This window comes from Prevotella veroralis DSM 19559 = JCM 6290 (assembly GCF_000377625.1).
Classification (GTDB): Bacteria; Bacteroidota; Bacteroidia; order Bacteroidales; family Bacteroidaceae; genus Prevotella; species Prevotella veroralis.
Genome location: NZ_KB898327.1, coordinates 249473 through 262368, shown reverse-complemented (window position 1 = coordinate 262368; position 12896 = coordinate 249473). Strand labels below are relative to the sequence as shown.

Annotated in this window: 10 protein-coding genes; 9 read left to right on the top strand and 1 reads right to left on the bottom strand. The window is 43.1% G+C overall.

Annotated features, from left to right (window positions below; genetic code table 11):
* Positions 1-18 precede the first annotated feature (18 nt).
* From D464_RS0104795 to D464_RS0104760, 8 genes are all read left to right on the top strand, one after another.
* Positions 19-1992 carry a TonB-dependent receptor plug domain-containing protein gene (locus D464_RS0104795; protein ID WP_018910385.1) on the top strand — a complete coding sequence of 658 codons (1974 nt, stop codon included), beginning with the start codon at positions 19-21 and terminating at the stop codon, positions 1990-1992.
* A gap of 9 nt (positions 1993-2001) precedes the next feature.
* Positions 2002-2877 carry a hypothetical protein gene (locus D464_RS0104790; RefSeq protein WP_024985770.1) on the top strand — a complete coding sequence of 292 codons (876 nt, stop codon included), beginning with the start codon at positions 2002-2004 and terminating at the stop codon, positions 2875-2877.
* A gap of 845 nt (positions 2878-3722) precedes the next feature.
* Positions 3723-4214, top strand: a complete 492-nt coding sequence (locus D464_RS0104785; protein ID WP_018910383.1) for a TlpA family protein disulfide reductase — start codon at positions 3723-3725, stop codon at positions 4212-4214.
* 4 nt (positions 4215-4218) lie between these two features.
* Positions 4219-5847, top strand: a complete 1629-nt coding sequence (locus D464_RS0104780) for a DUF6029 family protein (RefSeq protein ID WP_024985771.1) — start codon at positions 4219-4221, stop codon at positions 5845-5847.
* Positions 5848-5852: 5 nt separating this feature from the next.
* Positions 5853-6635: an Omp28 family outer membrane lipoprotein gene (locus D464_RS0104775; protein WP_018910381.1), complete on the top strand. Its 783-nt coding sequence runs from the start codon at positions 5853-5855 to the stop codon at positions 6633-6635.
* A gap of 40 nt (positions 6636-6675) precedes the next feature.
* Complete coding sequence (locus D464_RS0104770; RefSeq protein WP_018910380.1) at positions 6676-7344, top strand: T9SS type A sorting domain-containing protein; 669 nt, start codon at positions 6676-6678, stop codon at positions 7342-7344.
* Positions 7345-7373: 29 nt separating this feature from the next.
* Positions 7374-8687 (top strand): thioredoxin domain-containing protein, encoded by a 1314-nt coding sequence (locus D464_RS0104765; protein WP_018910379.1) that lies wholly within the window; start codon positions 7374-7376, stop codon positions 8685-8687.
* A 28-nt stretch (positions 8688-8715) separates the two neighbouring features.
* Positions 8716-10581 carry a MutS-related protein gene (locus D464_RS0104760; RefSeq protein ID WP_018910378.1) on the top strand — a complete coding sequence of 622 codons (1866 nt, stop codon included), beginning with the start codon at positions 8716-8718 and terminating at the stop codon, positions 10579-10581.
* Positions 10582-10824: 243 nt separating this feature from the next.
* Here D464_RS0104760 and D464_RS0104755 read toward each other — a convergent pair whose 3' ends face one another.
* A complete protein-coding gene (locus D464_RS0104755) occupies positions 10825-11637 on the bottom strand; it encodes a Cof-type HAD-IIB family hydrolase (protein ID WP_024985773.1) in 813 nt (270 codons plus the stop codon).
* Between the two features lie 195 nt (positions 11638-11832).
* Here D464_RS0104755 and D464_RS0104750 point away from each other — a divergent pair, with 195 nt between their 5' ends.
* On the top strand, positions 11833-12849 hold the full coding sequence (locus D464_RS0104750; RefSeq protein WP_018910376.1) for a class II fructose-bisphosphate aldolase: 1017 nt from the start codon (positions 11833-11835) through the stop codon (positions 12847-12849).
* The last annotated feature ends 47 nt before the right edge of the window (positions 12850-12896 follow it).

Sequence of the window (12896 nt, the reverse complement as noted above, 5' to 3'; positions counted from 1 at the left end):
GACCTTATATAATAGGTTATGAAACGAAAAACCATTCTATTATCAGTTTTGCTCGTTACACTTCCTTCGGCGTTATGGGCAGATGAGGTGAACGACTCCATCTATAAGTCTTACGAGTTAGAACAGGTTGTTGTCACGGGTACGCGTACACCAAAGCTACTCGCAAACACGCCTGTCTTGACGAAAATCATTACATCAGATGATATTGCAAAGACCGATGCTACCAATCTGCGCGACCTATTGCAACAGGTAATGCCAGGTGTTGAGTTTTCCTATGCAATGAACCAACAAGTACACATGAACGTGTCGGGATTTGGTGGACAAAGTGTATTGATTCTTGTTGATGGTGAACGTCTTGCAGGTGAGACGATGGATGATGTTGACTTCACGAGATTACTGATGGACAACGTAGATCACATTGAGATTGTTGGAGCATCATCTGCTCTTTATGGCTCGAATGCGGCTGGTGGAGTTATCAATATTATCACTAAGAAGAAGATGCAGCCGTGCTCTCTCAATCTGAATATGCGCTTTGGCAAGCATAACGAGCAACGTTACGGCTTGTCGTGGCAGTTGAAACAAGGGAAGTGGAGCAACCTCTTGACCGTAAATAGGAACAAGTCGGATAATTACAATGTGCAGAATGGCGACCATCCTATTACTCGTGTCGTGTCCACGATATATGGAGATGCAACTTGGAACATTAAGGAGCAACTGTCTTATACACCTACTGATAAGTTCTCAATAACAGGTAGGGCGGGTTACTTCTATCGCCAGCTTGTACGTACAACAGAGACACCAGAACGATATAGAGACTTCTCTGGCGGACTTAGAGGAGTATGGACTCCGACCGAATCGGATAACTTTGAGCTTACATACGCATTCGATCAATATGACAAGTCGGACTATCAACGAATCGCAAAGATCGATGTGCGCGACTATTCCAACGTGCAGAATAGCTTCCGATTACTCTATAACCACAACCTCAAAGGAGGCGATGTTCTATCCGTGGGTGCCGATTATATGCACGACTACTTATTGAATGTGAACCTTGAAGGACGCACCCGCAAGCAAAATTCCTTTGATGCTTTTACGCAATATGACTGGAACATTAACGAGCAATGGGAGGCTGTTGGAGCATTGCGTTACGACTACTTCTCGGATGGACATATCTCTCGCGTGACACCAAAGATAAGCCTTCGTTACCAGCCAATACACAATCTTAATCTCCGTCTTAGCTATGGTATGGGCTTCAGAGCACCAACGTTAAAGGAGAAATACTATAACTTTGATATGGCAGGAATATGGATTGTGGAAGGAAATCCAGCCTTGAAACCAGAGGTAAGTCATAACTTCTCCCTGTCTACTGACTATACACATGGGCATTACAACTTCACTCTTACGGCTTACTACAATAGGATTAAGGATAAACTCGCTACTGGTGCTCCTTTCTATAAGAGTGCTTCTGACCTTATTCCTCATCTACCTTATCTTAACCTCGGAAACTACTCTGTGAGTGGAGGAGAGGCTACGGCACAAGCGAGATGGTCGAATGGTTTTACCGCACGTCTGTCTTATGCTTATACCAATGAACACCTACCAAAGGATAAGAACAATAACTCGGTGAATAACCAATACATCCCTGCTCGCAAGCACGCAATGACGGGACATATTGATTGGGATCATCAGTTTGTGAAGAACTATGGGCTGAATATAGGACTTGATGGTCGCTTCTTATCATCAGTAGACAATCAAGAGTTCGTTGATTATTACGACATCTCGAAGGGAATCCGCACCATTCATTACCCTGCATACGCGCTCTTTAAGCTCGCTGTTGTACAGCGATTCAGCAAGAGTGTGAAGTTGAGTGTTGCCTTGGATAACCTCTTCAATTATAAACCAGAGTATTACTATTTGAATTGCCCATTGACAGATGGCATGAACCTGCAGGTTGGCTTGTCTGTTGATGTGGATAAACTATTTAAGTTCTAATATATAATAATGGAGAAAAAGAAAACTTATTGGTGGCGCACGATAGCCTCCTTTGTCCTCGTACTATTCACAATGCCGTTAGGTCATGCACTAATGATACTGATGGAGAAGTTCATGGATCCCGTGGCTGTACATTATGCTGGTTTCACAATGGGGTTTGTTGGCTTGATTATGGTTATCGTCGGTGTCTTTGTCAAAGGAGATACTCGTCAAACCTTATGGGGGCTTATTGGCGGTTTATTGTTTTGGACGGGATGGGTCGAGTTCCTATTCCTCTATTATGCACGCCGTTATGGAGTTCCACCCGAGATAGAAAATGGTGAGGTCGTTACCAAGCCTGAATATCTTATTATGCCAGCCTCCTTTGGATTGTGGATGATGGTCATGACGATGTATATCTTTAGTACCCGTAATGGTTGCGACTTCATTACATGGATACAAGAGAAGCTCTTCGGAAAGCATAAGAATAAGATAGTTGTGCAGCCAATGACCCATCACACGTCCATAATCACGTTCATGGAACTGAACATGATACTATGGGCTTTCTATCTGTTGTTGATGTTCTGTTATGATAAAAACTTCCTTGGCGACCACCATCCAGTAACTTATCTCATCGGAATAAGCTGTTTCATTGGGTCACTCTTTATGTTCCGTCGACAGCTCCATATCGCCGCTTGGGGTGCAAACATTCGAATGGCTGTGGCGACAGTAATCGTCTTTTGGACGCCAGTAGAGATACTCGGTCGCATCAACTTCTTCAAAGAGTTCTGGGTTCATCCACAAGAATATCGCATCCCATTGTTATTTATCTTGGGTGCATTTATCCTATTGTTGGGTTATATGTGGCTGAAGGGTGCTAAGAAGAAACGCATTGCAAAGCAATAAAACTCATATCAATAAACATCCTTTTCCCCTAATGAATACGAAGGGAGATGAGCGCATTTATATCATTTCGATGTGCACAGTCTTCTATCGACTGGATTGAAAGTAAGATCAGTAAGGAGGGTACGCTCAAAGTGGCGCATCCTCCTTTTTAAATGGTCGGAAGTGGTGGGGATTGATATAGAAAGTACTTTACAATTTGTTTTCTCATTCTAGCTTTCATTCAAAGCCATACCTATTAGAAAACGAACCAATATGTGGCTTTTTATGAAAACGTACCTCCGTTTTTATGAAAACATACCTCCGTTTAGTGCAAGAAGTACCTTCGTTTTATGCAAGACATACCTCCGTTTCGGGTAGAAAGAACCTCCGTTTTGAGTAAAAAGTACTATCGTTTTAGCTAAAAATAGCCTATTTTTAGTACTTAGGATTACTTTCTTCTGCCTGAAAGGGGGCTTGTTCTTATACAAATTACTGTTAGTCAGGTAGTTACAAATACCTTGTGAAAGTGCTCTCTAATTCCCGTATTTGTGGACAAAGTCCCTTGTTCTTCTGAAAAACGCAAATAGACGCCCTGAAATTAGCAGTATTTTATTACATTATTCAAAGTAGTTTGCAACGCTACAAAGGAGTAAGAAGGAGCAAAAAAGATAGGTTTAAATTAAATATTAATCATTCTGAAGGGGCTATCGGGAGCTAAGAACGAGGCTACATCGGGGCTGGAAAAAATCGAAGATGGTATTTCAAACCACCTTGACGACCCTCTATTTTACAGGAGTTAGCGAATACTACCCTTTGTCATATCGCTTTTTTTTCGTATATTTGCAGCCTAATTATAACTAAAGACAATGAATAAATTATTTCTATCCCTTTGTCTCTTATGGGCGAGTGTGGCTGTTGGTGCACAAGAGCAATTGCCCAAAGTGACCCTTAAAGATCTAGAAGGAAGGACCGTACAAACCGACACTATCTCTAATAATGGCAATCCTCTTGTTGTTACCTTCTTTGCTACTTGGTGCAAACCATGCGACCGTGAGTTGAAAAGCATTGATGAGCTTTATGACGATTGGCACCGAGAAACAGGTGTGCGAATCGTTGCTGTATCCATTGATCAGGCTCAAAACGTCAATAAGGTGAAGCCGATGGTCGACCAGAATGGCTGGCGTTATGATGTATTACTTGATCCTAATGGTGAGTTCCGACGCTCGTTAGGTATCCAGTCAGTGCCTTATACGGTCTTACTTGATGGTCAGGGCAGGATTGTTTATAAGCATAATGGCTACACAGAGGGCGCTGAGATGGAGCTATATAAGAAGGTGAAAGAGGTAGCAAGAAGGTGATTTTATGAAAAGATGGATGATGATAGGACTGCTCATGAGCCTGAGTAGTGCATCAGTTTATGCACAAGAGTCCGACAAATTACACCTTTCTGGAAGTCTTCAGAGTGATATGCTGTTGGCACAAAAGGACAGTACGACAGGCGCAGAGGCTACAGGCAGTCGTTTCCGAACGAATACTTATCTCGACTTGAGGCTTTCAAACAGTTACTTTGAGGCGGGTGCAAGGTTGGAATATATGCCCCATCCACTCCCAGGATACGAGAATGACTTTAAGGGTTGGGGCGTTCCTTACGCCTACTTGAAGGGTCGTTATAAGAATGCGGAGCTTACTTTGGGTAGCTTCTATGAGCAGTTTGGCTCTGGTTTCATCCTCCGTTCGTATGAAGAACGCAGTCTTGGAATTGACAACTCATTGCAAGGAGCACGCTTGAACTATCTCCCTTGTGCGGGAGTTGCGGTCAAGTTGCTCACTGGTCGACAGCGTCGTTACTGGCACCACAATAAGAGTTGGATGACAGGAGCAGATGTGGAATGGAACATGGAAGAGTCGTTTAAGTCGCTTCAACAGCATAACACCTTTATAACTCTTGGTGCTTCTTACCTCAATAAGTATGAGAAAGACGAAGTAATAATGGTTGATCCCACTCATCGCCTGCGCCTTCCTCGTTATGTCAATGCGTTCGATTTACGCTTGCGAGTGCAACATCACGGCTTCAATGTATTGGCAGAAATGGCAATGAAGACGCAAGATCCATCCCATGATAATGGTTATATCTATCGTAATGGCTATGTGGCAATGCTCTCAGGGTCCTATTCCAAGCGTGGAATGAGCTTACTTCTACAAGCAAAACGGAGTACAAATATGGGTTTCCGAAGCCGTAGAGGGATGGAAGGAATCTCCTCTTTCATCAATCATCTACCGCCTTTCACGGTGGAGCATACCTATACTTTGGCTGCACTCTACCCCTACGCCACACGCCCCGAGGGTGAGTGGGCTTACCAAGCAACTGCTGCCTATACAATACCAAAGGGTTCTGTGTTAGGTGGAAAGTATGGTACAACCATCAAAATGAACCTTGCTCACGTTCATTCAATACGTAGAAAAGGAACAAATGAAATAGGGACAGATGGTTACGGAAGCCCTTTCTGGGCTTGGGGAACATCAACTTATTACCAAGACATAGACGTCCAGTTGGAGAGACGACTATATCGAGGAACGAAGCTAAGTATGATGTATATGATTCAACGTTACAATCAATTGCTACTCGAAGGGCATGGGGGAATGTTGAACTCACATATCTTTATAGCTGATGTCAAGCAGAAATTGTCACCTAAAACGACCTTGCGTGTAGAGGCGCAATACCTTACTTCAAAGGAAGGAGATCGTGATTGGGCATTCGGATTAGGCGAGTTGTCGCTTGCACCACATTGGATGTTTACAGTAAGCGACCTTTATAATGCGGGCAATATGCATGTACATTATTATCAAGGCTACGTGACCTATAGTGGTGGGGCGCACCGGTTACAACTGGGATATGGTCGTACTCGCGCTGGATTCAACTGCTCTGGCGGTGTATGCCGATATATCCCTGCGACCAAGGGATTGACCCTCTCTTATAATTATAACTTCTAAACGAGATGAAGAATATATATCTATTCCTCCTAAGTTCATTAATCTTTTTGGTTAGTTGTGACCCTGTCTGTCGTGACGAACGATTGGTAGAAATCCCTGCAGTTACAGTTCAGCACAACGTGTTGATAGAAGAGTTTACAGGTCAACGTTGCATCTTCTGTCCTGAAGCAGCTACAGCAATTGTACAGTTACAGAACTCTTACGGAGCAGATAAATTGATTGCTGTAGCCTTTCATGCAGGTCCTCTTGCCCTAAAGAATACGTCAAGTGTAGTAGGCTTGCGCACTGATATGGGTGATATGTATTATAAGCATTGGGCTGTTCCAAACGTTCCGAAAGCACTTATCAATCGTCATGGAGGCGTGCTATCTAAGGATGCTTGGGCAGGACGTATTTATGATGAACTTGCTCAAACAACAACTGTTAGCATAGACCTAAGGTGTCAGTATAATGCTAATAAGCGTCAAGTGAATATTGAAACAGACTTGAAGAGCTTGAAAGGAAATGTAAATGGGAAGCTACAACTATGGTTGGTGGAGGATAACGTGGTAGCTCCTCAGCTTTTCCCCAACAATAAATTGGAGAAGGAATATGTGCATCGTCATGTGTTCCGAGCAGCAATTAATGGTGAATGGGGCACAGAGTTAATGCTTTCTAATACGATGAAAGAGAAGTTCTTATATACGCTTCCAGAGGGTATGAAACCCAATAGAACTTGGGTTATAGGCTTCTTTTATAATGAAAGTGGTGTGTTGCAAGTAGTGCAACAAAGGGTTTCTCTCTCATAAAATGGCTATAAATTAAAACCATAAATATTAAAGAATCGATATGAAATTACGTTTACTCGCACTGGTAGGATTAGTTGCTTGTTTCTTTACCAGTGCCCATGCGCAAACAAGTACTAATGATGTTGCCTTTGTAGATGAGCAAGGCAACGTGATAAACAACAATACAACGATTGTATTGAACAATGTGGATTATGACATATTCAATCCTGGATGGAAGAAAATAGGCAGGGAGTTGTTTGTTCAGAATAGGTCTGGAAAGAGTCAGATAGTGACCCTTCACTGTACAATTAAGAAGATAGAGGAGGGCGAAGTAAAGGTTTGTGCGTTGAAAGAATGTAGTATTAGTTATCAGCCAGGCTCATACGTGGTAGGTTCCCCGACGTTGTTTAGTAGTACAAAAAAGGAAGTTATTGATGTAGAACACAATTTTAAGCAAAATGAGAAATGTGAGATAACCTTGCACCTAACAACAAAAGAAGAAGGAGCAGAGGCTGAAAAGCAGGGATTAACACTAACAATTAAGTTCGATACAGCCCCAACAGGTGTTGCTTCTGTGGCGTCTTCTTATGCCGAAACTTACGATGTCTTCAATACTCAAGGCACATTATTATATAGGCAGCTTACATCCTTGTCGAATCTTCCTAAGGGTGTTTACATCGTGAAGCAAACGGGTTCAAAGGAGACAATTAAGAAGTTAGTTGTGCAATAAATACCTATCTTTAATCATTCAAATATTGTATGTTACATAAGTTTTATATACAGCTTCTTGTATTGGTTATGGTCAGTTGTTATGCAACTGATATCAAAGCCGATGACAATACACTTATCCCTTCTACTGGTCAGAAGGTGTATGTGCCCATCACAGCAACGAGTGTAAAGGCAAAGTTGATGGTTTCTAATTATGGTAGAAATACCATTCACGACTTCGACTATACGCTTTCTTTTAATGAGAATATACTGGCTTCAAAGCATTATACCTTACCTGAAGACTTGAATCACAATGATGGTGCAACGATAGAAATTGATGTTCCACCCCACACCGAGCTATCAGAAACTAACTTAATCTTTACGATTACAAAGGTAAATGGGGATAGGAACAATGCCACCTTCAACTATGCTACATTGCCGAGAGTGACAGTTAACAAGGTTCCTAAGCGACGAGTAGTGGTAGAGGATTACACTGCTATGTGGTGTGGATACTGTCCGCGTGGCATTGCATTAGTAGAGAATCTTGCCAACACCTACGCCGATGACTTCATAGGAATAGTCATTCATTCAAGCGATCCGTTGCGTTGTCAAGACTATGATGCTAAAGCCTATGAAGATAGAAATCGCCCATCTCTATGGATGAATAGGAACCGGAAGCTGGCTTATTATATAGCAAGAGAGGAATTCGAAAGCGAAAGATCGGCTGGAGCAGACATGGATGTTGATGTCACCGCGGTATGGGATGAACAGAAGAATAATATCACCGTGACTCCCAGTGTGACCTTCTGTGTGAATAAGGAAGAGGCTCCTTACGGCTTTACTTATGTATTGACAGAAGACGGAATGTCTGATCCTTCTTGGGTACAAAGCAATAATTTCTCACAAGATACGAATGAGCTTGGTATATCAAAGGAGCTTGATGAGTTTATAAGAGCACCTTTTAATGTCCGTAATCTAGTAAACAACTTTGTTGCTATTGCAGCCGAAGGAGTGGGGAAACCTTTGATGGGGCATATCAAAGCTCCTATCAAAGCCGACCAGACACAGAGCCACTCTTACGTATTCAAGAATGTTTCGAGCAAGCCAATCATACGTGATAAAGCAAAACTGAAGGTATGTGTTTTGCTGATAAACACACAAACGGGAAGAATAGAGAATGCGGCTAAGTGCAGTATTGCTGACGCTATCCCGAATTCTATCTCATCTGTTTCTGAGAGAAAGGAAACCGCTGTTGAGACCGCACGTTATACATTGGATGGTCGGCGAATTACGGCTCCGCAAAAGGGAATCAACATTGTGAAGTACAGCGATGGACGTGTTCGTAAAGAGGTTATAACGCAATAAACGCTTTCAATATAGTATATTTCTCAACATGAATAAGGATCTAACAGCTCGTTATCAACGGAAAGTTGAAGAAGAGAATAGCCTTCTCTCAAGGCTTCGCAACCGTAGTCGGGCTTTTATTCTGGCTGAAGTAAGCTCTTTCTTACTTGCGATTGGCTTCGTAGTACTCTATACTTTGCTTGCTAATGCAGCCTGGACGCTACCTTGTGGGCTGTTAGCTCTCTTCTTATATCTATACATTCGCAAGTTAGATGTGCGTAACGACCGCCGTATAAAGGAGGGAGAAGCAATGGTGATGACCTATGAGAATGAGATAAACTACCATCATGGCGACTTCAGTAAACTTAATGCTGGTACGCAGTATGTCAATCCGCAACATCCATACACATACGATTTAGATGTGTTCGGAGCTGGTTCTCTGTTCCAACGCATCAACCGCACCATCTCAACAGGTGGTAGCGACCAGTTAGCAGAGTGTTTATCAATGGAGTGGGGAAGTGCGCATCAGAGGGAACATGTTGAGCAAATCCATCAGAGAATGGCATCTATTCAAGAGTTAGGACAGGCAGAAGCGTTTCTAACTCGGTTTAAGTCGTTTGGTGTAAAGGGGCAGATTGAAACGAAGGATGTGCTGATTGCACTGACAGATGTGCATCAAAAGCAGCTACCCAAATACTTCTCTCATCCTCTTTTCCGCCTTTTCTGTTCTGCAAACTTGCTGGGTTTCTATGCCAGTATCGTACTTTCATTCATGGACATCGTGCCCTCCTTGTTGCCAATATGGTGGGGAATCTTCAACTTCCTGTTAGCTTTCTTGTGTTCGCATAAGCACATCCGTGTTATATCCGAACTGATAGCAAAGGTGCAAACAGCGGTTGACGGCTATTTACAAGTGCTGAGGCTCATCAATCAAACCGACTTTCAAGCATCAGAATTGCAGGCATTGAAAGGGCGATTAGCAGGTGCGGAAGAGTCATTAGAGCGGTTAGCACTCATCTTACAGAAGATAGATAACCGCAGTAATGAGATTGGTATATTCATCTTTAATTGCTTTGCTTTGATTGATATAACCATTGTCCGACTCTTTCAGCAGTGGCAACGAGCGTATGAAGAGCGTACAAATGAATGGATAGAAACACTGAATCTCTTCGATACACTGGTATCTATGGGCAATTACAAACTCAATGAGAACAAGGCGGTGCAGGCTGAAGTTGTGGCAGAGAATCAGGTTGTCTTTAATGCAAAAGCACTCTATCATCCTTTCTTAGGAGAGCATGCTGTGGCAAACGACTTCGACATTCAAGATCGTGAATATTATATAGTAACAGGTGCAAACATGGCAGGTAAGAGTACGTTCCTGCGTTCGTTGGGTGTGAATTATCTGTTGGCAATGAACGGATTACCCGTGTTTGCCAAGCAACTAAAGGTCTCTGTCTTTCACTTATTCACGAGTATGCGCACCACAGATGACCTCACTCATGGTATCTCCTACTTCAATGCTGAACTCTTACGACTCGATCAGCTGTTAGGCTCTCTACGTGAGTCTACACCGAACCTCATCATCCTTGACGAGATACTAAAGGGCACTAACTCCTTGGATAAGCTAAATGGTTCACGTCTATTCCTACAACATATCGCCTCACGAAACGTCACGGGCGTGATTGCCACACATGACTTAGAGTTGTCAAAGATGGAAGATGAGGAGCCAGAACGCTTCCATAACTATTGCTTTGAGATTGAGTTAGGGGAGCAGATCACCTACTCTTACAAGATAAGTAAGGGTGTGGCACGCAATCAGAATGCCACGTTTTTATTGAAGGGAATACTGGAGAAAGAGGAAAGAAGAATACCCTCGAAACCCCTCCCAACCTCCCCCAAGGGGAGGAGTGCCTAACGGGAGCTAGTTAGGAGATGGCTTGGTCGGGGTGTAATGAGACAGTGCCTCGTTAACAGAAATAGTCAGAGCGAAAACAAGGAAATGCCCTTCTTGAATCAAGGAGGGCGTTCCTTCGTATCCAAGAGAGCCTCTCTTCATATCCAAGAGAGCCTTTCCTAACTAACTTCCGTTAGGCACTCCCCTCCTTGGGAGGGGTTGGGGGAGGTTTTAACATTCGGAGAGGGGGCGGGGGTGAGGCCTTTACTCTGCAAGAATAAATTGCTCAACGACATGTGCAACACCATCTTCTTCGTTGGACAAAGTTACGTAGTCAGCTTCTGATTGTATGTCTTTTGCTGCGTTCGCCATGGCTACCCCGAGTCCTGCAAAGCGTATCATACTAAGGTCATTATAGCCATCACCACAGGCGATAACCTCCTCTTTGGAGATACCGAGTATAGTGATTAAGCGGTTGAGCGACTGTGCTTTGTCGATACCTAAGGGCACACACTCTAAGAAGTAATCGGCTGAACGATAAAGCTCCATCTGTCCTTTCAGTTGAGCAAGTAGACTTAACTCTAATTGATGGAGCTTAGTTGGCTCGCCAACAATCAGACATTTATTAATAGGATAGACCAGTTGGCGGAGGAAGTCATCGTATTGAACGACTGGCATCTTATTGATGTGCGCCTCAATCTGTACATATTTATCATCCTTTTGAGTGGCTGCAATACCCTCACCTTGGTAAGTTAGAATCTGTAAACCAGCCTTCTTCGCCCCTTCATAGAGCATGGGAACGAGCTTCTCATCTAACTTCTGTTCAAATAAAACACGATTATTAGCGCAGTCAATAATCTTTCCTCCGTTGTAAGCGAGGATGAATCCGCCATGAGTCTTTAGTTCTAACTCCTCAGCAAGAGGTATAATTCCGTAAGTGGGACGCCCCGATGCCAATACAATATGTACGCCCTTTGCCTGCGCTTGCATAAGAACTTCCTTCGTTTTAGGCGTTATCTCCTTCTTATTATTCGTCAGTGTGCCATCAAGATCGAGCACAATCATCTTATACTTCATATATCCTTTACACTTAATCATTAGTCATTTGTATGCAAAGGTACATATAAGTCAAGTCCAGCTAATAGTTAATTACGCAATTTAACACTTGCGCTTCATTTAATAGCTATCATATCTTGGCTATCAGAAAATAATGTCGTACTTTTGCAAGTAACAATAGGTATTGACTTATTCATTATTTAAAACATAAAGATTATGGCAGTTGTAGATTACAAGAAATTAGGTCTCGTGAACACACGTGATATGTTCAAGAGAGCAATCAAAGGCGGTTATGCTATCCCAGCATTCAACTTCAATAACCTTGAGCAGCTTCAGGCAATCATCAAGGCATCATCAGAATTAAAGTCACCAGTTATCCTTCAGGTATCTAAGGGTGCTCGCAAGTATGCTAACCAGACTTTACTTCGTTACCTTGCAGAGGGCGCTGTAGAGTACGCAAAGGAGTTGGGTTGCCATCATCCAGAGATTGTTCTTCACCTAGACCACGGTGATAGCTTCGAGACATGTAAGTCTTGTGTAGACTTCGGATTCTCTTCTGTAATGATTGATGGTTCTGCTCTTCCATACGAGGAGAATATCGCTTTGACAAAGAAGGTAGTAGAGTATGCACATCAGTTCGACGTAACTGTAGAGGCAGAACTTGGTGTTCTCGCTGGTGTTGAGGATGAGGTTGCTTCAGAGGTATCTCACTATACAAAGCCAGAAGAGGTTGTTGACTTCGCTACTCGTACTGGTTGTGACTCATTGGCTATCTCTATTGGTACTTCTCATGGTGCTTACAAGTTCACTCCAGAGCAGTGTACACGTGACCCGAAGACTGGTCGTTTGATTCCTCCTCCATTGGCTTTCGACGTTCTCGCAGCCATCGAGAAGCAGCTCCCAGGCTTCCCTATCGTTCTTCACGGCTCTTCTTCTGTTCCACAGGAGTATGTTGACATCATCAACGAGCATGGTGGTAAGTTGCCAAACGCTGTTGGTATTCCTGAAGATCAGCTCCGTCAGGCAGCTAAGAGTGCTGTATGTAAGATCAACATCGACTCTGACTCACGTCTTGCATTTACTGCAGGTGTACGCCAGACATTCGATGAGCACCCAGAGTACTTCGACCCACGTCAGTATTGCGGAAAGGCTCGTGAGTACATGGAGGATCTTTACAAGCATAAGATCACAGATGTTCTCGGTTCTGATAACAAGCTCGTTAACTGCGACTAATCATTAGTTATCGGTCTACGAGATCACATAAAAGATAGCGGTAGTAC

What these genes read in the sequence shown, in the direction of transcription:
- D464_RS0104760 (WP_018910378.1), top strand. Translation starts at nt 8,716, where the DNA reads ATGAATAAGGATCTAACAGCTCGTTATCAACGGAAAGTTGAAGAAGAG.
- D464_RS0104785 (WP_018910383.1), top strand. Translation starts at nt 3,723, where the DNA reads ATGAATAAATTATTTCTATCCCTTTGTCTCTTATGGGCGAGTGTGGCT.
- D464_RS0104770 (WP_018910380.1), top strand. Translation starts at nt 6,676, where the DNA reads ATGAAATTACGTTTACTCGCACTGGTAGGATTAGTTGCTTGTTTCTTT.
- D464_RS0104775 (WP_018910381.1), top strand. Translation starts at nt 5,853, where the DNA reads ATGAAGAATATATATCTATTCCTCCTAAGTTCATTAATCTTTTTGGTT.
- D464_RS0104755 (WP_024985773.1), bottom strand. Translation starts at nt 11,637, where the DNA reads ATGAAGTATAAGATGATTGTGCTCGATCTTGATGGCACACTGACGAAT.
- D464_RS0104795 (WP_018910385.1), top strand. Translation starts at nt 19, where the DNA reads ATGAAACGAAAAACCATTCTATTATCAGTTTTGCTCGTTACACTTCCT.
- D464_RS0104780 (WP_024985771.1), top strand. Translation starts at nt 4,219, where the DNA reads ATGAAAAGATGGATGATGATAGGACTGCTCATGAGCCTGAGTAGTGCA.
- D464_RS0104750 (WP_018910376.1), top strand. Translation starts at nt 11,833, where the DNA reads ATGGCAGTTGTAGATTACAAGAAATTAGGTCTCGTGAACACACGTGAT.
- D464_RS0104765 (WP_018910379.1), top strand. Translation starts at nt 7,374, where the DNA reads ATGTTACATAAGTTTTATATACAGCTTCTTGTATTGGTTATGGTCAGT.
- D464_RS0104790 (WP_024985770.1), top strand. Translation starts at nt 2,002, where the DNA reads ATGGAGAAAAAGAAAACTTATTGGTGGCGCACGATAGCCTCCTTTGTC.